This window comes from Comamonas aquatica, assembly GCF_018064205.1.
Lineage (GTDB): Bacteria > Pseudomonadota > Gammaproteobacteria > Burkholderiales > Burkholderiaceae_C > Comamonas > Comamonas aquatica.
Genome location: NZ_CP072916.1, coordinates 3,645,003 through 3,667,178 on the forward strand (window position 1 = coordinate 3,645,003; position 22,176 = coordinate 3,667,178).

19 protein-coding genes are annotated in these 22,176 nt (G+C 68.2%); 6 read left to right on the forward strand and 13 right to left on the reverse strand.

The window, feature by feature from the left end:
• Positions 1-85: 85 nt before the first annotated feature.
• Positions 86-466 carry a hypothetical protein gene (locus KAQ61_RS17080; protein ID WP_043378236.1) on the reverse strand — a complete coding sequence of 127 codons (381 nt, stop codon included), beginning with the start codon at positions 464-466 and terminating at the stop codon, positions 86-88.
• 262 nt (positions 467-728) lie between these two features.
• Complete coding sequence (locus KAQ61_RS17085; protein ID WP_210929938.1) at positions 729-1,220, reverse strand: copper resistance protein NlpE N-terminal domain-containing protein; 492 nt, start codon at positions 1,218-1,220, stop codon at positions 729-731.
• A gap of 124 nt (positions 1,221-1,344) precedes the next feature.
• Between KAQ61_RS17085 and KAQ61_RS17090 the strand changes: the two genes are divergently transcribed.
• On the forward strand, positions 1,345-2,406 hold the full coding sequence (locus KAQ61_RS17090; RefSeq protein WP_210929939.1) for an NAD(P)-dependent alcohol dehydrogenase: 1,062 nt from the start codon (positions 1,345-1,347) through the stop codon (positions 2,404-2,406).
• 103 nt (positions 2,407-2,509) lie between these two features.
• Here KAQ61_RS17090 and KAQ61_RS17095 read toward each other — a convergent pair whose 3' ends face one another.
• Positions 2,510-4,540, reverse strand: a complete 2,031-nt coding sequence (locus KAQ61_RS17095; RefSeq protein WP_210929940.1) for an acetate--CoA ligase family protein — start codon at positions 4,538-4,540, stop codon at positions 2,510-2,512.
• 531 nt (positions 4,541-5,071) lie between these two features.
• On the opposite strand from KAQ61_RS17095, the gene argE reads away from it, so the two are divergent.
• Complete coding sequence (argE, locus tag KAQ61_RS17100) at positions 5,072-6,232, forward strand: acetylornithine deacetylase (RefSeq protein WP_210929941.1); 1,161 nt, start codon at positions 5,072-5,074, stop codon at positions 6,230-6,232.
• A gap of 50 nt (positions 6,233-6,282) precedes the next feature.
• Here argE and KAQ61_RS17105 read toward each other — a convergent pair whose 3' ends face one another.
• Complete coding sequence (locus tag KAQ61_RS17105) at positions 6,283-7,194, reverse strand: LysR family transcriptional regulator (protein ID WP_210929942.1); 912 nt, start codon at positions 7,192-7,194, stop codon at positions 6,283-6,285.
• 77 nt (positions 7,195-7,271) lie between these two features.
• On the opposite strand from KAQ61_RS17105, the gene KAQ61_RS17110 reads away from it, so the two are divergent.
• Together KAQ61_RS17110 and KAQ61_RS17115 are read left to right on the forward strand one after the other, a co-directional pair.
• Positions 7,272-7,739 carry a CidA/LrgA family protein gene (locus tag KAQ61_RS17110; protein WP_244982934.1) on the forward strand — a complete coding sequence of 156 codons (468 nt, stop codon included), beginning with the start codon at positions 7,272-7,274 and terminating at the stop codon, positions 7,737-7,739.
• A gap of 3 nt (positions 7,740-7,742) precedes the next feature.
• Positions 7,743-8,438 carry an LrgB family protein gene (locus KAQ61_RS17115; RefSeq protein WP_042411949.1) on the forward strand — a complete coding sequence of 232 codons (696 nt, stop codon included), beginning with the start codon at positions 7,743-7,745 and terminating at the stop codon, positions 8,436-8,438.
• A 72-nt stretch (positions 8,439-8,510) separates the two neighbouring features.
• Here the strand turns inward: KAQ61_RS17115 and KAQ61_RS17120 are convergent, their stop codons facing one another.
• Positions 8,511-10,073 (reverse strand): acetyl-CoA hydrolase/transferase family protein, encoded by a 1,563-nt coding sequence (locus tag KAQ61_RS17120; protein ID WP_045265713.1) that lies wholly within the window; start codon positions 10,071-10,073, stop codon positions 8,511-8,513.
• A gap of 270 nt (positions 10,074-10,343) precedes the next feature.
• Here KAQ61_RS17120 and KAQ61_RS17125 point away from each other — a divergent pair, with 270 nt between their 5' ends.
• Positions 10,344-11,243 carry a YihY/virulence factor BrkB family protein gene (locus KAQ61_RS17125; protein WP_210929943.1) on the forward strand — a complete coding sequence of 300 codons (900 nt, stop codon included), beginning with the start codon at positions 10,344-10,346 and terminating at the stop codon, positions 11,241-11,243.
• Between the two features lie 186 nt (positions 11,244-11,429).
• On the opposite strand, the gene KAQ61_RS17130 is transcribed toward KAQ61_RS17125, so the two are convergent.
• From KAQ61_RS17130 to KAQ61_RS17165, 8 genes are all read right to left on the reverse strand, one after another.
• A complete protein-coding gene (locus KAQ61_RS17130) occupies positions 11,430-12,878 on the reverse strand; it encodes an aldehyde dehydrogenase family protein (RefSeq protein WP_210929944.1) in 1,449 nt (482 codons plus the stop codon).
• A 33-nt stretch (positions 12,879-12,911) separates the two neighbouring features.
• A complete protein-coding gene (locus KAQ61_RS17135) occupies positions 12,912-14,012 on the reverse strand; it encodes an SMP-30/gluconolactonase/LRE family protein (RefSeq protein WP_043385551.1) in 1,101 nt (366 codons plus the stop codon).
• Positions 14,013-14,060: 48 nt separating this feature from the next.
• The gene (locus KAQ61_RS17140; RefSeq protein ID WP_210929945.1) at positions 14,061-15,398 is read right to left on the reverse strand and encodes an enolase C-terminal domain-like protein; all 1,338 of its coding nucleotides are present in this window, start codon (positions 15,396-15,398) and stop codon (positions 14,061-14,063) included.
• Between the two features lie 36 nt (positions 15,399-15,434).
• Complete coding sequence (locus KAQ61_RS17145) at positions 15,435-16,418, reverse strand: 2-hydroxyacid dehydrogenase (RefSeq protein WP_210929946.1); 984 nt, start codon at positions 16,416-16,418, stop codon at positions 15,435-15,437.
• 251 nt (positions 16,419-16,669) lie between these two features.
• Positions 16,670-17,629, reverse strand: a complete 960-nt coding sequence (locus KAQ61_RS17150; protein ID WP_210929947.1) for a Bug family tripartite tricarboxylate transporter substrate binding protein — start codon at positions 17,627-17,629, stop codon at positions 16,670-16,672.
• A gap of 49 nt (positions 17,630-17,678) precedes the next feature.
• Positions 17,679-18,590 (reverse strand): 5-dehydro-4-deoxyglucarate dehydratase, encoded by a 912-nt coding sequence (gene kdgD / locus KAQ61_RS17155; RefSeq protein WP_210929948.1) that lies wholly within the window; start codon positions 18,588-18,590, stop codon positions 17,679-17,681.
• A 48-nt stretch (positions 18,591-18,638) separates the two neighbouring features.
• Positions 18,639-19,616 carry a Bug family tripartite tricarboxylate transporter substrate binding protein gene (locus tag KAQ61_RS17160; protein WP_210929949.1) on the reverse strand — a complete coding sequence of 326 codons (978 nt, stop codon included), beginning with the start codon at positions 19,614-19,616 and terminating at the stop codon, positions 18,639-18,641.
• Between the two features lie 241 nt (positions 19,617-19,857).
• Positions 19,858-20,667, reverse strand: a complete 810-nt coding sequence (locus tag KAQ61_RS17165; RefSeq protein WP_210929950.1) for a FadR/GntR family transcriptional regulator — start codon at positions 20,665-20,667, stop codon at positions 19,858-19,860.
• A 186-nt stretch (positions 20,668-20,853) separates the two neighbouring features.
• Here KAQ61_RS17165 and KAQ61_RS17170 point away from each other — a divergent pair, with 186 nt between their 5' ends.
• On the forward strand, positions 20,854-22,149 hold the full coding sequence (locus KAQ61_RS17170) for a glucarate dehydratase family protein (protein WP_210929951.1): 1,296 nt from the start codon (positions 20,854-20,856) through the stop codon (positions 22,147-22,149).
• The last annotated feature ends 27 nt before the right edge of the window (positions 22,150-22,176 follow it).

Consider the following 22,176-nt stretch of genomic DNA (forward strand, 5'->3'; position numbering starts at 1 on the left):
GAAAAACGTAGCTGCTCACGCTTGCTGCACAAGCGCTGCAGCCCAAAAAGGCTTGCAACTTGCAGGCACCCACCCGCAGGCCGGCTCAGTACGGTGCCAGCTGGATGTTGGCGTGTTCGTCGTGCCGGCCGGTGGTGCTGAGCAGGCGGCGGCCTTGGGCGTCCTGGACGATGAAACGCACGGGGTCCTGCGGGTCGCGGATGGCGGTCAGGGCCACCTCGCGCACCTGCTGGCCCGACAGGATGACGCCGGTGGCGCGGGGTTCGTGTGGGGGGAAGATCAGGCAGGAGTTGCCGGTCAGCTGGCCCTGGGCGCACTGCGAGGTGCCGTAGAGCTTGGCGGGCTTGCCCAGGTATTCGATATCGATCCCGGGCGGGAACATCAGGGTCTCAGGCAGGGCGTGCTCGTCAAAGCACCCGGACAGAACGAACGCAGCGGCCAGTGCCGCCCAATGTGGCAAACGCATGAACAATTTCTCTTGGCAGCACGACTGAAACCGTTTTCAGCCCGATGGCAGCTGCGCGGGGCAGGCCTCGAAGTGCCAAAGTTTAACAATTGTTACTGCGTGCAAGCGAATGTGTGGTGCCGGCGCGCCGGCCAGCGTGTCCCACGCGTGTCTGGCGGCGCCCTGAACGGTGGTGTGCCGGCGGGCGGGCGCTGGGTGCGAGACCGTGGCGCCGCGCTGGGCTGTGAAGGTCTGCTGCGTGAGCAGGGGTGTGCGCGGGGCCTCAGGGGGCCAGGCTGGTCTTGCGCAGGCGGTAGGCCGGGGTGCTGGTCAGCGCGGCGCCGGTGTGGCGGTCGCGCAGTTCGATCCAGCCTTCGGCCACAAAGAAGCGGTAGGCCGGGGGCTCGGCCTCCTGGCCCAGCGTCACCATGCTGCCGGCGGGCGGGTCGAAGCGGAAGGGGCCCTGGTAGGTCTGGGCCGGCGTGGGTTCGGCATCGCCGCCCAGGCGGCGTTCGCGCACCACGGCGGTCTGGTCGGCGCGCAGCTGCACGCTCATGGCAATGCCGGGGCAACCGTTGCAGGGCAGGATGGCCTGGTAGGTGCCGGCCCAGTCCAGCATGGTCTGCGGCACGTCCCCCAGCGGGCCACGGCCCAGCAGGTCGATGTGCGGCGGCGGCACGCTTTCGGTGGGGGGCGGGCTCTGGCAGCCGGCCAGCAGGGCTGCCGTGGCCAGCGACAGCAGAAGGGCCCGGCGGGCGGTGGGGTGGTGCGTCATGGGCAGGAACGATAGCGTTTTTTAATGGTGGTTGTTGCCATGCTAGGGACAATGGCCGTGCTGCCTATCGCCCCGGCCAGTGAAAGCATGTAGGCCATTTCTTACCCCTGCACAGGAGCATTCCATGAGCCAAGCCACCCGCGGCTATGCCGCACAGTCGCCCACCAGCCCGCTGGGGCTGTTCCACTTTGTGCGGCGCGACCCGCGTCCCGAGGACGTGGTGATCGACATCCTCTACAGCGGCGTGTGCCACTCGGACCTGCACACGGCGCGCAACGACTGGGGGGGGACGGTCTATCCCACGGTGCCGGGGCACGAGATCATCGGCCGCGTGCGCGCCGTGGGCAGTGCGGTGCAGCGTGTCCAGCCCGGTGACGTGGTCGGCGTGGGCTGCATGGTGGACAGCTGCCAGGCCTGCCGCGCCTGCGCCAAGGGCTGGGAGCAGTACTGCGAGCGCGGCGCCACCTACACCTACAACAGCGTCGACCGCGTGGATGGCAGCCCCACCCAGGGCGGCTATGCGGAACAGATCGTGGTGCGCCAGGAATTCGTGCTGAAGGTGCCGGGCGGGCTGGACCTGGCCGGTGCGGCGCCGCTGCTGTGTGCCGGCATCACCACCTGGTCGCCCCTGCGCCACTGGAAGGTGGGGCCGGGCAGCCAGGTGGCCGTGGTCGGCCTGGGCGGGCTGGGGCACATGGCCCTGAAGCTGGCCAGGGCCCTGGGGGCCGAGGTCACGCTGTTCAGCCGTTCCCCCGGCAAGGAGGCCGACGCCCGGCGCCTGGGCGCGGACCGCGTGGTCATCAGCACCGACAAGGCGCAGATGAAGGCGGTGCGCGGCCAGTTCGAGCTGATCCTCGATACTGTGCCGTATGCGCACGACCTCAATCCCTACACGCCCACCCTGGCCACGGGCGGCACGCTGGTGCTGGTGGGCTTTCTGGGCAGCCAGGAGCCACCGCTGAATACCAGCGCCCTGGTGGTCGGGCGCAAGGCGCTGGCGGGCTCGCTGATCGGCGGGATCGCTGAGACGCAGGAGATGCTGGATTTCTGTGGCCAGCACGGCATCACCGCCGATACCGAGGTGATCGCGCTGGAGGACATCAACGCCGCCTACGAGCGCATGCTGCGCAGCGACGTGAAGTACCGGTTCGTGATCGACATGGCGCGCTTCGCGGGCCAGGGCTGAAAAGGCTTTTGCAGCCCGCGCGTGCCTGAGGGGTGAAACCACCTCCCAGGCACGTCCTGCCTGTGCAGTCAGCCACAAAAGCTGAAAAGCCCTGTGCAGGTGCTCAGCGCGGGTCCACGCCGCTTTGCTGGGCGATCACGTCCAGCACCGGCAGTGGCCATTGCTGCGCCCAGCCGGCGGCGGCCACGCCCAGCCAGGCGTACGGATCCCAGTGGGCCTGCTGGGGTGGCAGGGGCAGCCGGGTTTCGGTGGTGCCGTCGGCGCAGACCACCTGGCCGTCGCGGAGGAAGGCCACGCTGCCCTGCTGGCGGCGGTGCGACTGCAGCACCGGGTGCTGTTCATCCGGGTGCACCCAGACCACACGGCCGGGGCAGGTCGGCGCCAGGTCTTCCAGCGCGGCGTCGCCCGGGGTCAGCACGGCCGTGCCGCCGGGGCGCACGCTGCGCAGCTGGGCCGCCAGCACGCGGCGCTGCACGGCGGCGTCGGTGCCGGATTCGGGCTGGATGATGGCCAGGTCGCACTGCGCGTAGGCCCAGCCGTCCTGCACGGCGGTGTCCAGGTCCTGGGCAATCACCGCAGCCGTGACGGCGCAGTGCATCAGCACGCGCTGGCCGGCCGAGGGGGCTGGGCTGGCGGGCGGCAGCATGCGCTGGGCCTGCAGGTACATGGCATCGCCGCTGGCCACGCCCGTGGTGTGGCCCTGGGCCTGCTGCCAGACGGCCAGGGTCTGCGCGATGCGCAGGCCGGTGTCGGCCTCGGCCAGGATGCCGGTCACGGGAATGCGGCCGTCGGCCGGGTGCGGGAACAGGTGGGTGCAGATGGCCTCGCCCACGGCGCGCGGCTGGCCGTGCACGGGGTACAGGTGCATCAGCAGGCTGGGGCCGGCGTTGACTTCGACGATGGCGCCGCCTTGCTCCAGCATGGGCTGGCGGATGTCCTGCAGCACCATGTCGATGCCGGCAATGTCTAGGCCGATGGTGCGCGCCGCCATGATGGCGTGGTGGGCCACGTCGGGGTGGACTTCGTCGGTGCAGTCCACGGTCAGGTTGCCGGTGCGCAGCAGCAGCACTTCCTGGCCGGCGGCGGGCACGGATTCCGGCTGCAGCTGCTGGCGCTGCAGCTCGACCAGGATCTTGGCGTTCTGTGACAGCTCGATGCGCTCCAGCGTCATGTCCACCAGGCAGCGTGGGTGCTGGTTGATCTGGGCTTCCACCAGCTCGGCCACGGTGGACTGGCCGTCGCCGACCACGCCCAGGGTCTCGCCGCGCGTGGCCGCCACCACCTGGTGGCCGACCACCAGCACACGGTGCTCATGGCCGCGGATGCAGCGCTCCACCAGCACCTGGGTGCCTTCGCGCTTGGCCAGCTGCCAGGCGGCTTCGATCGAGGCCTGGTCCACCAGGTCCAGGCTGACGCCGCGCGCGCGGTTGCCGTCCAGCGGCTTGACCACCACCGGCACGCCCAGGCGCTGGGCGATCTGCCAGGCCTGGGCCGGTGACGCGGCCAGGTCGCCCTGGGGCGTGGGAATGCCGGCATTGGCCAGCAGGCGCTTGGTCAGGGCCTTGTCCGAGGCGATGTCCTGGGCGATGGCCCCGGTCTGGTCGCTCTCGGCCGTCCAGATGCGCTGCTGCGCCGCCCCCATGCCCAGCTGCACCAGGTTGCCCTTGGGGAACAGGCGGTAGGCGGGCAGGTAGCGCTGCAGGGCGGCGTTGGCGATGCAGGCGGTGCTGGGGCCCAGGCATTCCTCATCGATCACGAAGCGGATGCGGGCCAGGGCGGCAGCCCATTCGACCGCGCGCTGCGTGGCGGACAGGGCCAGCAGTTCCAGGGCCTGCTGCAGCACGCAGCGGCCCAGGGCGGCCTCGCTGGCCTCCAGCACGATGGTGCCGCGCCCGTTGGACTGGGGATGGCCTTCGCACACGCGGTCCGGCAGGGCCACGGCCTGCAGCAGGGCGTGCAGCAGCTCTTCGAGCTGGGGCCACAGGGGCGGCTCCATGTCGAGCAGCTGGGCCTCCAGCACCGGGTGCGGGCTCCACAGGTTGTTGCCCGTCCAGTGGCGGGTGCGCAGGACGTAGGCCTGCTGGCAGTTGTGCACTTTCTCGATGTGCGGGACAGAGGGGTTGAGGACGCGCATAAGCAAGCCTTCAGGGTCTGAAACGGGGGGTGTCTGCTGGCCGTGGACCGCGCTGCCAGGACCAGCAGGCGCGGTGCAGGGTACCACCGGCGGTGGTGTGCCAGCACACGGGGAAAAGGGGGGCGTTGGACGCAGGCATGGACGCAGGCAGTGGCGGGGCCAGGGGGTCAGCGGCGCTGCACCAGGGCAGGCCCATCCACGCGCAGCGGCATGTGAATGTCAGTCATACGGGACTTTCCAAGCCCAGCCCACGTGCGCGGACTGCTGGCTTGCGGTGTGGGGCCTGTTCAAAAGAGCGGAGCGATGCCGCCGGGCAACCATTGTCTGCCATCGCTCCATCGGCAGAAAACAACGGGCGCCAGCTTAACAGGATGGCGGGCCATCTGGGCAACAGTCCGCCAAGGGGCGGGGTTTGCCACGCCGGGGGCAGGGGCGATGGCTGCGCGGGCCGCTGGCACAGCCGGGCTGCACCGTACACTCGCCGTGAGGCCCGGCGCGGTGCGCCCGGGCGGATTGCCTAGCGACTTTTCCATGACCACACCCCACACCCGCAACTGGCTGCAGACCCTGGTGGCCTTCGACACCACCAGCCGCAACTCCAACCTGCACCTGATCGAGCATGTGCGCGATGCGCTGGCCGCGCACGGCGTGCCGGTGCAGCTGTTCAAGTCGCCCGACGGCGCCAAGTCCAACCTGTTCGCCACGCTGCCGGCCCAGGATGGCGGCACCCAGGGCGGCATCGTGCTGTCGGGCCACACTGACGTGGTGCCGGTCGATGGCCAGCAGTGGGACACCGACCCGTTCGCGCTGACCGAGCGCGACGGCCGCCTGTATGGGCGCGGCACCTGCGACATGAAGGGTTTCATCGCCGCCGGGCTGGCCCTGGTGCCCGAGTTCCTGGCCATGCCGCGGCGCAAGCCGCTGCACTTTGCCCTGTCGTACGACGAGGAGGTGGGCTGCATCGGCGCGCCCGTGATGCTGGAGCAGCTGAAGCTGCAGGGCCAGCGCTTTGACGGCTGCATCGTGGGCGAGCCCACCAGCATGCAGCCCGTGGTGGCGCACAAGGGCATCAACGTGTGGCGCTGCAAGGTGCATGGCAAGGCGGCGCATTCCTCGCTGACGCCCAGCGGCAGCAACGCCATCGAATACGCGGCGCGCCTGATCTGCCGCATCCGCGACCTGGCCGAGGCCTTCAAGGCCCAGGGGCCGTACGACCCGTTCTTCGACGTGCCCTACACCACCATGACCACCAACCGCATCAGCGGCGGGATTGCGGTCAACACCATCCCCGAGCACTGCGAGTTCGCCTACGAGTTCCGCAACTTGCCCGGCATGGCGCCCGACGACATCCAGGCCCAGGTGGAAGCCTATGTGCAGCAGGAGCTGCTGCCGCGCATGCGCCGCGAGTTCGCCGAGGCGCGCATCGAGTTCGAATCGCTGGCCGGCGCACCGTCCTTCAACAGCGCCGACACCGAGGCCATCAACGTCCTGGTGCAGGCGCTGACCGGCGACCGCGAGAAGCGCAAGGTGGCCTACGCCACCGAGGCTGGCCTGTTCCAGCAGGCCGGCATCCCCAGCGTGGTCTGCGGCCCCGGCGCCATCACCGAGGCGCACAAGGCCAACGAATACGTGGAGCTGGCGCAGCTGGCGCGCTGCGAGCAGTTCCTGCGCAAGCTGGCGCAGTCGCTCTAACGAGTTGAAGTCAAAACAGGCTGCAGCGCTTGCCCTGACTGCGTGGGCAGCTATGTTTTTGCTGTGGCTGGGGTGTGACCATCCGCGGGCGGATAGACCTCGCGCACGCAGTCCAGCCAGGCCCGGGCAGCGCGTGACAGGTAGCCCGGCCGCCACATCAGGGCCACGTCCCAGGTGATCGCCGGACCGACCAGCGGGCGGCTGGCCACGCGCTGCGGGTCGTACTGGGCGATCACGTGCTCGAACATCACGGCCACGCCCACGTCGGCGGCCACCAGGTGGCCGATGAAGTCCCAGTAGCGGGTCTGCAGCGTGACCCGGGGCGTGAAACCCGCCGCCGCGCACTGCTGCAGCACATGCTCGTGCAGCGCGAAGTCCGAGGTGTAGAGCACCAGCGGCAGCTCGCGCAGGTCCTGCCAGCGCATCGGCAGGTTGGGGTCGGTCACGCGGTGCGCAGGCAGCACCACGCGCGTGGTCTGGCGCGCCACGGTGTAGCGTTCCACCGCCGGGTCGGGCGCGTCGAACAGGCCCAGCGCCAGGTCCAGCTGGCCCTCCTGGATCATCTGGTAGTGGGCGCGCGCGCCCTGTTCGTTGACCTGCAGGTTCACGCCCGGAAAGCGCTGCTGGAACCGGGCGATCACCGGCGCCATGTAGTGGCCGGCGGTGGGCATGATGCCCACCGACAGTTCGCCGCGCGTGATGTCATCCACCTCGGCCACCTGCTGGCGCAGCAGCCGGGCCTGCTCCAGCATCTCCAGCCCGCGGTCATGAACCACCTGGCCGGCGTCGGTCAGTTGCACGCCCCGGCCCTCGCGCAGCAGCAGCGGGCCGCCCAGCTCGTCCTCCAGCGCCTTGACCATCTTGCTGATGGTCGGCTGGGTCACATGCAGCGTTTGGGCCGCGCGGGTGAAGCCGTTCTGGCGCACGACCTCGATGAAATAGCGCAGGGCACGCAGGTCCATAGGGATTCCTTTATGGCATCGCTTTGATGGGAATTATTCATTTTACGAATATATGGGTAAACCCTAGACTTTGCGCCATGTCAAAGTTTTCGTTCCTCACCGCCCAGCCCTTCACCGCCCGTGCCGCGCAGCGTGCCTGGCCGCTGGCCAAGGGGGTGCTGCAGGTGGGCCTGCTCAGCGCCATCTGGGTGAGCATGGACGTGCTGCGCCAGCACTTTGGTTGGGGCATGCCGGCCGGCCTGATCGGCTTCGGCCTGCTGGCCGTGGGCCTGTTCACCGGCCTGGTCCAGGCCCGCTGGCTGCAAAGCGGCACCAACTGGCTGCTGGCCGAGATGCTGCTGTTCTTTGTGCCCGCCATGCTGGTGGTCACCGAATACCCCGACCTGATCCGCCACCAGGGCCTGCGCATCCTGGCGGTCATCGTCACCAGCACCGCCTGCGTGATGGCCGCGACCGCCTTGGCCGTGGACCGGGTCTACCGTTTCGAGCTGTGGCTGGCGCGGCGCCGGTCCTCGCGCGAGACCACCACACCGTCGAGGGGCTGAGCCATGCTGTCGAACGAAGTCATCGGCGTGCTGTCCTTGCTGGCCACCGTGGCCTGCTACGCGTTCAACAAGCGCCTGTACCGCCAACACCCGCACCCGCTGCTGATGCCCATCGTCGCCACGCCCATGGTGCTGATCGGCCTGGCCCTGCTGACCCGTGTCAGCTACCCGCAGTACATCGCCCAGACGCACTGGCTGGTGTGGCTGCTGGGGCCGACCACGGTGGCGTTTGCGTTGCCGCTGCACGAACACCGCCAGCTGCTGCGCAAGCACTGGATGTCGATCGCCACCGGCGTGCTGGTGGCCAGCACGGTGTCCATCGCCACCACCATCGCGTTTGCCGATCTGTTTGGCCTGTCCGAAGCGCTGCAAAAGGGCCTGGCCGTGCGCTCCGTCACCACGCCCTTCGCCATCGAGGCCGAGAAGGTGCTGGGCGGGCCCACCGATCTGGCGGCGCTGTTCGTGCTGCTGACCGGCGTCAGCGGCATGCTGATGGGCGAGACCGTGCTGCGCCTGCTGCCGCGCGTGCGCAGCAAGCTGGCAGCCGGCGCCATCTTCGGCGGTGCGGCCCACGGCAGCGGCGTGGCCAAGGCGCGCCAGTTCGGCGAGGTGCAGGCCGTGGTGGCCTCGCTGGTGATGATGATTGCCGGCGCCGTGAATGTGCTGGCGGCGCCCTGGGTGCGGAATATATTCTTCTAAAAATATAGCTTCTAGCGCTGATGGGGCAAACGCTAGAAGCCAATCGGATGCTGAATTGCGTGGCGTTGCCACTCAGGCGGCGCGCAGGATCGGGGCGGGCGCGTGCATGCTGCCGGTCTTCAGGTAGCGCTGGTGCCAGGCGTAGGCTTCGTCCAGCAGGTGCGGCGTGTGCTTGCCCGGCGCCTCGCGCAGCGCGCGCTCCAGGTAGTCGGTCATCGCGGCCTGGTAGTCGGGGTGCACGCATTTCTCGATGATCAAGCGTGCGCGCTGCACCGGCGCCAGGCCGCGCAGATCGGCCAGGCCCTGCTCGGTGACGATGACCTGTACATCGTGCTCGGTGTGGTCCACGTGGGACACCATGGGCACGATGCAGCTGATCTTGCCGCCCTTGGCCATGGACGGCGTCATGAAGATGGACAGGTAGGCGTTGCGCGCAAAGTCGCCGCTGCCGCCGATGCCGTTCATGATGGACGAGCCCATGACGTGCGTGCTGTTGACGTTGCCGTACATGTCGGCCTCGATCAGCGCATTCATGGAAATCAGACCCATGCGGCGGATCAGTTCGGGGTGGTTCGAGATTTCCTGCGGGCGCAGGATGATGCGCTGGCGGTAGTACTCGATGTTGGCCAGAAAGCGCTCCATGGCGGCGGGGCTGAGCGCCAGTGAGGTGGTGGAGGCCGTATCCAGCTTGCCGGATTCCAGCATGTCCAGCATGCCGTCCTGCAGCACTTCGGTGTAGGCGTTCAGGTGGTCGAAGGGGCCGTGGTTCAGGCCGGCCAGCACGGCGTTGGCGATGTTGCCCACACCGGACTGCAGGGGCAGCAACTCGGGCGGCAGGCGGCCCACTTGCACCTCGTGCTGCAGGAAGTCAATGATGTGCTGGGCAATGCGCTGCGAGTCGGCATCGGGCGGCGTGAAGCCGGCCAGCTTGTCGCGCTGCTGTGTGGGCACCACGGCAATCACCTTGCTCAGGTCGCAGTGCAGGTAGGGGTCGCCAATCCGGTCGAACGGGTGCTCCATGGGAATCGGCTTGCGCTTGGGCGGTACGGCGGCGCCGTAGTAGATGTCGTGCATGCCCTCCAGCTCGGCCGGCTGGGCGCTGTTGACTTCCAGGATGATCTTGTCGGCCTGCTCCAGCCAGGTCTTGTTGTTGCCCACCGAGGTCGAGGGGATCAGGCGCCCGTCGGGCAGGATGCCCGCCACCTCGATCACCGCCACGTCCAGGTGGCCCAGAAAACCGAACCACACGTACTGCGCCACGTGCGAGAGGTGGATGTCGACGTACTGCATGCGGCCGTCGTTGATCTCCTTGCGCACCGTCGGGTCGGACTGGTAGGGCAGGCGGCGTTCGATGCCGTGCACCTTGGCCAGGGCGCCATCCAGCTCGGCCGAGGTGGAGGCCCCCGTCCACAGGCTGATGCGGAAGTTGCCGCCCTGCGCGTTCTGTTCTTCAATGCGGCGCGCCAGCGCCTGGGGCACGGCCTTGGGGGCGCCGGCTGGCGTGAAGCCGCTCATGCCCAGCGTCATGCCGGACTGGATCAGGCTGGCTGCCTGGTCGGCCGTCATGATGCGTTCGCGCAGGGCGGGGCACAGCACGCGGTCCGCGGGGGAAGCGTGGGTGAAAGTCGTGTGCATAGGGGCGGTCTCCACGGCGGCACTGTCGTTGCATGTGCGCCTTGTTGTCTTTTTTAGGGTTGCACCTTAGGCGGCAACCCGCAGTGAAACACAAGCCCCAGCCCAATGCCAGCGTAGTTGATCAGGGAAAACGCGGGTGGCGCAGAGGGTGCCAGCCGTGCTTTGGTCCACGCCGGGCGCCCCCAAAAACCGGTGCAGGCCAACCCCGTGGGCGCGGCGACGGCATGGGCTGACACGGGGCCGACCACGGTGGCGGTCACAATCGCCGGCATGGCCCTTGCACTTTCTCGCTGGACAGCTGGCGCGGCACGACTGGCGCGCCCCTTCACCCCGTTGATCGACGCCGTGCGGCTGTGGCTGGAGGCCGACGGCCTGCGCATGAGCGCGGCCATGACCTTCTATGGCTTGCTCAGCCTGTCGCCGCTGGTCTTGTTGGTGGTCGGCCTGCTGGGCTGGTGGATGGACCGCAGCGTGGTCGAAAGCACCTTGCTGGAGCAGGTGCACGGCGTGATGGGCGAACGCGGCGCCAGCGTGGTGCAGGCGGCCATGGCCAGCGCGCAGCGGCCTGCTGAAGGGCGGCTGGCATCGCTGGTGGCCTTTGTGCTGCTGCTGTCGGGCGCCACCGGGGTGTTTGTGGAACTGCAGAACGCCCTGGACAAGCTGTGGCGCCATGGGCGCAGCGATGCCCCGCCACCGCGCAAAGTCTGGTGGAAGCTGGCCACGCTGCGCCTGCGCGGGCTGGCCTATGTGCTGGTGCTGGGCTTCTTGCTGCTGGTGACCATGCTGCTGTCCACCGCGCTGAAGCTGTTCACCCAGCTGGCCGGCGCCTGGCTGGACATGGCACCGCCGGGGCTGCTCATCAGCGTGCTGAACGAAGCCGTGTCCTTTGCCGTGGTCACGGTGCTGTTTGTGGGGCTGATGCGCCTGGGCACCGGGATCCGGCCGGCCTTGCGCCACCTGGTCTGCGGTGCCGTGGTCGGGGCCGCGCTGTTCACGCTGAGCAAGCAGGCCCTGGCCTGGTACCTGTCCACGGCGGCCGTGGTTTCGGCCTATGGCGCGGCGGGGTCGCTGGTGGTGGTGCTGATGTGGATTTACGTGACGTCCGCCATCCTGCTGCTGGCCGCCAGCGTGGCCAAGGCGCTGGACCTTAGGGCTGCAGTGCCGCCCTGAGGCTGGGTGCGCTTGGCGGTGCAGGGGCCTGGTCGGCACCGTGCTGCGGCGCTGTTCTTCTAAAATCAGAGCGCCTGGCGCTTGTGGCACCTGGGCTGCAGCCTGTTTTGGTTCGCATGCCCGCTGCCCGGGCGTAAAAAAACCGGGCCGAAGGCCCGGTATCAAGAGAAGAAAGTGGAACCCGGTTTACGCCAGCGTGTAGGCCGTCTTGACCGTGGTGTAGAACTCCTGGGCATAGCGGCCCTGCTCGCGGGGCCCGTAGCTGCTGCCCTTGCGCCCGCCAAACGGCACGTGGTAGTCCACCCCCGCCGTGGGCAGGTTGACCATCACCATGCCGGCCTGGCTGTGGCGCTTGAAGTGCGTGGCGTACTTCAGGCTGGTGGTGGCAATGCCGGCCGACAGGCCAAACGGTGTGTCGTTGGCCATGGCCAGCGCCTGCTCGTAGTCCTTCACGCGGATCACGCTGACCACGGGGCCAAACACTTCTTCGCGGTTGATGCGCATGCCGGCTTCCGTGTCCACGAACAGCGTGGGCGCCAGGTAGTAGCCGTCCTTGCCGCTGCCCGTGTGGCAGGCCACGCGGGCGCCACCGGCGGCCAGACGGGCACCTTCGGCCTTGGCGATCTCCACATAGCTCAGGTCCTGCTCCAGCTGGGCCTGGCTGACCACCGGGCCCATGTCGGTGCCGGCGGCACGCGCATCACCGACCTTGATCCGCGCCATGCGGGCCTGCAGCGCCTCGATGAAGGCCGGGTAGATCTGGTCGGTCACGATCAGGCGGCTCGAGGCCGTGCAGCGCTGGCCGGTGGAGTAGAAGCCGCTTTGCGCGGACAGCTCCACCGCCTGGTTCAGGTCGGCATCGTCCAGCACGATCTGCGGGTTCTTGCCGCCCATCTCCAGCTGCACCTTCTTGCCGTGCTTGACACAGGCCTCGGCAATGCCGCGGCCCACGCCCACCGAACCGGTGAAGCTGATGGCCGCCACATCGGGGTGGTTGACCAGGGCTTCCCCGATCACACGGCCTGGGCCCATGACCAGGTTGAACACGCCGGCAGGAATGCCCGAGCGGTGGATGATGTCGGCCAGGGCCCAGGCGCTGCCGGGCACCAGGTCGGCGGGCTTGAGCACCACGCAGTTGCCGAAGGCCAGGGCCGGGGCGATCTTCCAGGCCGGGATGGCGATGGGGAAGTTCCAGGGCGTGATCAGGCCGACCACGCCGATCGGCTCGCGCGTGATCTCCACACCGATGCCGGGGCGCACCGACGGCACGGTCTCGCCGCTCAGGCGCAGGCATTCACCGGCAAAGAACTTGAAGATCTGGCCGGCACGGCCGACTTCGCCAATCGCTTCGGGCAGGGTCTTGCCTTCCTCGCGGGCCAGCAGCTCACCCAGCTCCGCCTTGCGCGCCAGGATCTCGGTGCCGATCTTGTCCAGGGCGTCCGAACGCGCCTGGATGCCCGAGGTGGACCAGGCCGGGAAGGCGGCAGTGGCGGCGGCCACGGCTGCCTGCACGTCGGAGGCGCCGCCCTGGGCGTACTCACCGATCACATCGGACAGGTCACTGGGGTTGGTGTTGGGGGCGTAGGACAGGCCGGGGGTCCATTGGCCGTCGATGAGGTTGTGGTACTGGGTCATGGGTGTACTGGGGGATGAAAGAGGGGCTGTGTGTCACACGGCGCCATGTGTTTCCACATAGAGCGCGTAGAGGGAGTGGCTGCTGGCCATGTAGAGCCGGTTGCGCTTGGGGCCGCCGAAGGCCAGGTTGGCGCAGCGTTCGGGCAGGCGGATGAAGCCGATGGGCTTGCCCTGCGCGTTGAACACCTTGACACCGTCCATCTCCTCGGATTTGCCCAGGGGCAGGTGGGCCTGCATGCCGCCGCCGATGTCGGAGGCCTCGGGCGCGAAGGCCCCCGAGAAGCCCCAGCCGCACCACAGGTTGCCGTCGCGGTCTACGCGAAAGCCATCCAGGGCGCCGGGGCCGGCCGCGTCGATCAGCTTGGTCTTGTTGGACAGGGTGTGGCCATCGGCCGAAACATCGAAGCTCCAGACACTGCGGTGGGGCGTGCCCTTCCATTCGACGACGTAGAGCTTTTTCTCGTCGGGCGAGAACGCCAGGCCGTTGGGGTTGACGAGGTCGGTGATGACGGCGGTGATCTGGCCGTCGCGGCCGATGCGGTAGACATTGGTGGTGGCCTGCTCGGGCGTGGCGCGCGATCCTTCCCACTCGCCATTGATGCCGAACAGCGGGTCGGTGAACCAGATGCTGTCGTCCGACTTCACGACCACGTCGTTGGGTGCATTCAGGCGCTTGCCCTCGAAGCGGTCGGCCAGCACCGTGATCTGGCCGTTCTTCTCGGTGCGCACCACGCGGCGCGTGACCGAGTGCTCGCAGCTGATCAGCCGGCCCTGGCGGTCGCAGGCGTTGCCATTGGCATAGTTCACGCCCTCCTTGTGCACCGAGAAGCGGCCGGTCTTTTCCTCGTACTTCATCAGGCGGTTGTTGGGGATGTCCGACAGGATCAGCGTGCCCGTGTCCGGGAAGTAGGCCGGCCCTTCGGCCCAGCGCATGCCGCTGCCCAACTGCTCCACGGTGCTGCTGTAGATGCGGTACTTGGCAAAGCTGGGGTCCAGGATGTAGACGGCCGGGTCTGGGTAGCGCTGGTTCGGCACAAAGCCGAAGGACTGCGCACCGACGCTGGCGCCGATGGCACCCAGTGCCGAGGCGCCCACGCCCTGCAGCAGGCGTCGGCGGTTGAGGGTGGATGGCATGGCGTGTCTCCTGTGTGTGTCGAGGGGGTGAACCGGGCGCGGCGGGGTTCAGCGCACCATGCAGGGGCGCTTGTTGTCGAACTTCCAGCCGGGAATCAGGTGCTGCATGGCGATCGCGTCGTCGCGCGCGCCCAGGCCGTGTTCCAGGTACAGGGCGTTGGCGTGCTTGAGGGCGGCGCGGTCCACGGTCACGCCCAGGCCGGGGGTCTTGGGCACTTCCACGAAGCCGCCTTTGATCTGCAGCGGGTTCTGCGTGAGGTACTGGCCGTCCTGCCAGATCCAGTGCGTGTCGATGGCCGTGACCTTGCCGGGCACGGCGGCGGCCACGTGGGTGAACATGGCCAGCGAGATGTCGAAGTGGTTGTTGGAGTGCGAGCCCCAGGTCAGGCCCCAGTCGCGGCAGGTCTGGCCCACGCGCACGGAGCCGGCCATGGTCCAGAAATGGGGGTCGGCCAGGGGGATGTCCACGGACTGCAGCGACAGGGCGTGCACCATCTGGCGCCAGTCGGTGGCGACCATGTTGGTGGCCGTGGGCAGGCCGGTGGCACGGCGGAATTCGGCCATGACTTCGCGGCCCGAGAAACCGCCTTCGGCGCCGCAGGGGTCTTCGGCATAGGCCAGCACGCCGCGCATGTCGCGCATCAGGCGGATGGCATCCTTGAGCAGCCAGCCGCCGTTGGGGTCCAGGGTGACGCGGGCCTCGGGGAAGCGCTGGGCCAGCGCGGTGACGGCCTCGACCTCCTGCTCGCCGGCCAGCACGCCGCCCTTGAGCTTGAAGTCGTTGAAGCCGTAGCGCGCGTAGGCGGCTTCGGCCTGGCGCACGATGGTCTCGGGCGTCATGGCCGTCATGTGGCGCACCTGGTGCCAGTCGTCCGTGCCCAGTGTGTCTTCGCCGGGCTTGACGTAGTCCATGCCGGTCTGGTCGCTGGGGCCCACAAAGAACAGGTAGCCCAGCATTTCCACGCGCTCGCGCTGCTGGCCTTCGCCCAGCAGCGCGGCCACGGACACACCCAGGTGCTGGCCCATCAGGTCCAGCAGGGCGGATTCGATGGCGGTCACGGCGTGCACGCCGATGCGCAGGTCAAAGGTCTGCAGGCCACGGCCGCCGGTGTCGCGGCCTTCGAGGGATTTCTGCACCTCTTGCAGCAGCTGCAGGTGCTGGCCGATGGAGCGGCCCATCAGCACCGGCTTGCTGTCCTCCAGCGCCTGGCGAATGCCTTCGCCGCCGGGGACCTCGCCCACCCCCGTACGGCCCGCGCTGTCGTGCACCAGCACGATGTTACGGGTGAAGTAGGGCGCATGCGCGCCGCTGAGGTTCATGAGCATGCCGTCGCGGCCGGCGACGGGGATGACTTCGATTTCGGTGATGGTCGGGGTGCTGGACATGGCGGTCTTTGGGGGCTGTGTCGGAAAAGAAAGGGTCTATGCGGCGGTGGCCGTCTGCTGCGCTGCCGACCAGGGCACTTCGGCCTCGGGCTCGCCCGTGGCGATGAATTGCGCCAGGTTGCGCAGCACCAGGTCGGCCATGGCGCGGCGGGTTTCATGCGTGCCGCTGGCGATATGGGGTGCCAGCACCACGTTGTCCAGGGCCAGCAGGGCCGGCAGGGGGCGGGGCTCGTCCTCGAATACGTCGAGGCCCGCACCGGCGATACGCTTGTTCTCCAGGGCATCGGCCAGGGCGACCTCGTCGACCACGCTGCCGCGGGCCACGTTGACCAGGAAGCCCTGCGGGCCCAGCGCGGCCAGCACTTCGGCATTCACCAGGTGGCGCGTGCCTTCACCGCCGGCGGCGGTGATGACCAGGATGTCGGCCCAGCGCGCCAGCTCCAGCAGCGAGGGCAGGTACTGGTGGGACGAGCCTTCGACGGGGCGGCGGTTGTGGTAGGCCACTTCCATGTCGAAGCCCGAGGCGCGGCGCGCCACGGTGCTGCCGATGCGGCCCATGCCGAAGATGCCCAGACGCTTGCCGCTGGCGCGGGTGCGGATGCCAAAGCGGCCCCGGCTCCAGTCGCCGCGGCGCACGAAACGGTCGGATTCGCTGAGGCCGCGTGTAGCGTCCAGCAGCAGGGCAAAGGCCAGGTCGGCCACACAGTCGTCGAGCACGCCGGGCGTGTAGCCCACACGCGCGCCGCGGCGCAGCAGGGCGTCCTTGTCGAGGGCGTCAAAGCCCACGCCGAAGCTGCTCACGAACTTGAGCTTTGGCAGAGCGTCGACCACACGGGCGGGCAGGCCCATGGCGGCCGAGGTGACCAGGTATTCGAACTGCGCACCGTGATCGGCCAGGAAGCGGTCGGGGTCCGGCTGCTCGGACAGCAGCGTCACCGCATAGGCCTGGGCCAGCTCGGCATCGAGCTGGGGCAGTGGCATCTTGCCGTATTGCAGAACGCGTGGTCGGGTGGTCGCCATGCTGGGAAATCCTTGGAATTTGCGGGGGCCTGAAGCCCCGGTGGAAAGGGCCTGCCGGGTGGCAGGCCTGCGGAGATGGCCTGGAGGCCAACCCACGCTTCTATCTCAGTGGCCCGTCGTGCGCGGGGTCCTTAAGGCCGTTTGCAACGGGCGCGTGCAGAGGTCGTGGGCACCGCGCACGGGCCGCCCCGCCCAGCTCTGGCACAGCCAGGAAGGGCGAAGGGGCCAAGCGACGCAGGCGGTGCGGCATGTCAATCCGCCGTGATTTTTCGGGTCTGGATCAACTGCTTCCAGCGTTCGTTTTCCTGGGCCTGGAAGCGCGTGAATTCCTCGGGCGTGTTGCCCACGATCTCCAGTCCCTGCTCCAGAAAACGCTTGCGGATGTCGGGCTGCTGCACGGCGGCAATCGCGGCCTTGGCCAGCTTGGCCTTCACATCGGCGGGCAGGCCCTTGGGGGCGGCCATGCCTTGCCAGGAGTAGACCTCGGCGCCCTCGACTCCGGCCTCGGCCAGCGTGGGCACATCGGGCAGCACGGGCGAGCGCTGGGTGCCGGTCACGGCAATCGCGTGCAGCTTGCCGCTGCGCAGGTGGGGCAGGACGGCATTGACGTTCTGGAACGAGAAGTCCACCTGGCCGCCCAGCAGGTCGGTGATGGCCGGTGCGCCGCCCTTGTAGGGCACATGCATGGCCTCGGTGCCGGTCTGTTGCCAGAACAGCTCGGCCGAGAGGTGGTCGGAGGAGCCATTGCCCGAGCTGGCGAAGCTGATCTTGCCCGGGTTGGCCTTGAGGGTGGCGATCACCTCGGCCACGGTGCGGGCCTTTTGCGAGGTGCTGGCGACAAGCACGTTGGGCGCCTGCACGGGGATGGTGATGTAGTCGAAATCCTTGCTGGCGTCGTAGGGGACGTTCTTGATCAGGTGGGGCGTCACCACGAAGGGGCCCAGTGAGGCGACGAGCAGGGTGTAGCCATCGGCCGGGGCGCGCTTGACGGCGCCGGCGCCGATGGTGCCGGTGGCCCCAGGACGGTTTTCCACCACGAAAGGCTTGCCCAGCTGCTCTCCCATGCTCAGGGCCACGGCACGGGCCACCATGTCGGTGGAGCCGCCGGCCGGGAAGGGCACGATGACGTTGACAGCCTTGTCCGGAAAGCTGCCGGAGGCCTGGGCCGAGAGTGCGAGCAGGGCGCCCACTGCGATCAGTATTTTTTTCATGCGCGTGTCTCCTGGGGCCGGCAGGTGCGGGCACCTGCCGGGGATCGGTTTATTGGGGGCCGAGTTTGTCGATCAGGGCCTTCAGCTCTTCCACCTCGTGGGGCTTGAGGTCCGACAGCGGGGCGCGCACCGGGCCGGCATCGTGGCCGACGATCTTGGCGCCGGCCTTGATGATGCTGACGCCATAGCCTTCCACGCGGTTGCGGATCTGCAGGTAGGGCATGAAGAATTCCTTGAGCAGCTTGTGCTGCGTGGCCTGGTCGTCGGTGCGCACGGCTTCGTAGAACTGCATCGCCGTCTTGGGGATGAAGTTGAAGACGGCGGACGAATACACGGGCGTGCCCAGCGCCTTGTAGGCGGCGGCATAGACCTCGGCCGTGGGCAGGCCACCCAGGTAGGAGAAGCGGTCGCCCATCTTCATGAAGATCGAGGACATGGTCTCGATGTTGCCCATGCCGTCCTTGAAGCCCACCAGGTTGGGGCAGCGATCGGCCAGGATGGCCAGCGACTCGGGGGTGAAGCGGCTGCGGTCGCGGTTGTAGACGATGACGCCGAACTTCACGCTCTTGCAGACCTGCTCCACATGGGCGATCAGGCCTTCCTGGCCAGCTTCGGTCAGGTAGTGGGGCAGCAGCAGGATGCCGTGGGCGCCCAGGCGCTCGGCCTCCTGGGCGTGGGCGATGGCGGTGCGGGTGGGGCCACCGGCGCCGGCGATGATGGGCACCTTGCCGCGGCAGGTGTCCACCGCGGTCTTGATGATCTGGCCGTATTCCTCACCGTACAGCGAGAAGTACTCGCCCGTGCCGCCGGCGGCGAACAGCGCGCTGGCGCCATAGGGGGCCAGCCATTCCAGGCGTGCGGCATAGCCCTTGGTATTGAAGTTGCCCTGGGCATCGAAGTCCGTCACGGGGAAAGACAGCAGGCCGGAGCTCATCACTTGTTTCAGGTCTTGGGGGGTCATGGTGTTCACTGAAGAAAAGGGTGGACGGGAGAGCGGAAAAACGGGGGGTCAGTCGAGCTTGAGACCGACTTCCTGCACCACCTTCTGCCAGCGTTGGCGTTCGGTGCTGATGAAGCGGGCGGTCTCGGCGGGGTTCATGGTCACGACCTCGGCGCCCTGGCCGGTCAGACGTGCGCGCACTTCCGGGTTGCGGATGGCGGTCACCAGGGCTTCGTGCAGGCGCTGCACCACGGCTTCGGGGGTCTTGGCCGGCACGACCACGCCCTGCCAGGTGCCGGTCTCGAAACCGGGCACGCCCTGTTCGGCGATGGTGGGCACGTCGGCGGCCAGGGGCATGCGGGCGCCCTTGGACAGGCCCAGCAGCTTCAGCTTGCCGCTTTGCACATGGGGGAAGGTGGCCAGCATGCCGTTCATCAGCACCTGGGTCTGGCCGGCGACGGTGTCCTGGATGGACTGCACGCCGCCCTTGTAGGGCACGTATTCCCACTTGGCGCCGGTGGCGCGGGCCAGCTCCACGCCGGCCAGGTGGGGGGCGCTGCCGGTGGCGGTCACGGCGAAGTTCAGGTCCTGCTTCTTGGACAGGGCCACCAGCTCCTGCAGGTTGTTGGCCGGCACCGAGGGGTGGACCACCAGCAGGTGGGGCGAGTAGGCCAGCATGGCCGTGCCGCGCAGGTCCTTGCCCAGGTCGAAGGGCAGCTTGGTGTACAGCGAAGGCGAGATGGCCAGCGCGCCCAGGTCGCACAGCAGGATGGTGTGGCCGTCGGGCTGGGCCTTAGCGACGAAATCGGCACCCAGGTTGCCGTTGGCGCCGGGCTTGTTCTCGATGATCACGGGCTGCTTGAGCTGCTGCGTCAGCAAGGGACCGATGGTGCGCGCAATGATGTCGGAGCTGCCGCCCGGGGGGTAGGGCACGACCAGGCGGATGGGTTTGCTGGGCCAGGCATCGGCCGCCAGCAGCGGGCCGGTCAGCAGGCTGGTGGCCGCCAGGGCCAGTAGTGAGAGCAGGACGCGAGAGCGACGGACCATGGTGCTTGTCTCCTTGTTGTGATCAGTCATCATACAACTAGGGGTTTGCAATTCCAAGCCGTCGAGTACTAGGGGAAACGCGGGGATGGGCGGTCCTGGCGCTGGCGGGTGGTGGGCGCTTTGAGGGTCAAAATGCCCGCTGGCGCAGTTGCATCAAGCGCCAATAGCTATGGTTTTTGTTTTGCCACGTTGGTGGTCCGCGCCGTGGTGCGCGGCGGGCGCGGCCCGGCTCGACCGGGGCTCAGGCGTCGGCGCTGGGCTGGGCGGACTGGCTCAGGCGCTGGGCCAGGCGCAGGCGTTCGCGCGAGTTGGTCAGGTGGATGCGCATGGCCGCGCGGGCCGATTCCGCATCCTGGCGCTCGATGGCGGAATAGATTTCCTCGTGCTCCCGGTTCACGCGGCGCAGGTAGTCGGGGTCGCGGGGCGAGGTGTGGATGGAGGTGATGCGGTTGCGCGGGATCAGCAGGTTGCCAAAGTGCTCCAGGATGTCCTGGAAATAGCGGTTGCCCGTGGCCTGCGTGATGCTCAGGTGGAAAGCCAGGTCGTAGGCCACCGTGTCGTTGCCCTGGGCGAAGTGGTATTCAAAGGCCTCCAGCGTGGCGCGCATGGCCTCCAGGTCCTGGGGCTGGCGGCGCTGGGCCGCCAGGCCGGCGGCCTCGGTCTCCAGGCTGATGCGCAGCTCCAGCACGGCCAGCACATCCACCGATTCGCTGAGTTCATGGGCGCTGAGCACCGGTCCGGGGTTGTGCCGCGTCGGCAGCACGAAGGTGCCGATGCCGTGGCGGGTTTCGACCAGGCCAGCGGCCTGCAGCTTGGACAGCGCCTCGCGCACCACGGTGCGGCTGACGTCGTAATTGCGCACCAGCTCGGATTCGGTGGGCAGCTTGTCCCCCTCGCGCAGCAGGCCCTGGCGGATCTTGTGGCCGAACTCCTCCGACAACAGGCTGGCCAGGTTGCGGCTGCCGCGCCCGGCTTTGCTGCGCAGGGCAGCACCCTCCTGGGGCACGGAAGTGGCGGGGGCTTGGGGTAATTCCGATGTCAGGCTGCGCATGGGCATGATGATAATCGCTTTATGTTGTATGACAACGTACCTCAAAACCTGTGTGGCCCAGCCCGGGTCACCCCCTGTCGCTGCCCTGGCCGCTCGCTTGCGGGTGCCGGGCGGCAGGCGGCGCCCGCGTTCCCGGAACGCTGGATACACAGGCCTGCGCCCGATATCCATCCCTGATCTTGCACGATGAGTACTTCCCACGCGATCCGCCACATCCGCATCACGCCCATTGCCTTCCGCGATCCCCCGCTGCTCAACGCGGCCGGTATCCACGAGCCCTGGGCCCTGCGCTCCATCATCGAGATCGAAACCGCCTCGGGCCTGGTCGGCATCAACGAAAGCTATGGCGACCAGCCCATGCTGGAGGCGCTGGCCAAGGCCGCGCCGGCCCTGGTCGGCCTGTCGCCCTGGGCGCTGAACGACATGGAGGCCCGCGTGGCGGCCCTGGTCACGCCGCCCAAGCTCACGGCCTCGGAATTCCTCGGCCAGCAGGTCTCGCTGGCCCCGGGCACCCATGTGTCCAAGACCGTGGCCAAGGTGGTCAGCGCCTTCGAAGTCGCGATGCTGGACCTGCAGGGCCAGATGGCCCAGGCCCCCATCGTCGACCTGCTGGGCGGACCTGCGCGCGACCGCGTGCCGTATTCAGCCTATCTGTTCTACAAGTACGCCGAGCACGTGGGCCAGCCCTACGCCCCCGACGCCTGGGGCGAAGCCCTGACGCCGGCGCAGCTCGTGGCCCAGGCCCGGCGCATGATCGACCAGTACGGCTTTCAGAGCATCAAGCTCAAGGCTGGCACGCTGCCGCCCGAGCAGGAAGCCGCCGGCATCCTGGCGCTGGCCGAGGCCTTCCCCGGCACACCGCTGCGCATCGACCCAAATGGCAACTGGACCGTGGAAACCAGCCTGCAGATCGTGCAGCAGCTGCGCGGCGTGCTGGAGTACTACGAGGACCCGGCACCGGGCCTGGACGGCATGGCCGCCGTGGCGCGCGAATGCGATGTGCCCCTGGCCACCAACATGGTGGTGACCGACTTTGCCGAATTCCGCCGCAATGCCGACATGGGCTGCCCGGTGAAGATCGTGCTCAGCGACCACCACTACTGGGGCGGCCTGCGCGCCACACAGCGCCTGTCCACGCTGTGCCAAACCTTCGATCTGGGCCTGTCTATGCACAGCAACTCCCACCTGGGCGTGAGCCTGGTGGCCATGACGCACCTGTGCGCCAGCGTGCCGCAACTGACCTATGCCTGCGACACCCACTACCCCTGGCAGGACGAGGAAGTCGTCGAAGGTGGCCGCCTGCAGTTCGAGCAGGGCAGCCTGCGCGTGCCCACCACGCTCGGCCTGGGCGTGACGCTGGACCGTACGGCCCTGGCGCGCCTGCACGACAACTACCTGCACTGCGGCATCCGCAACCGCGACGACCTGGGCCAGATGCGCAAGTACGACCCGTCTTTCACCGGCCACCAACCCCGTTTTTGATTCACCCATCCACAGCGCAAGAAGACG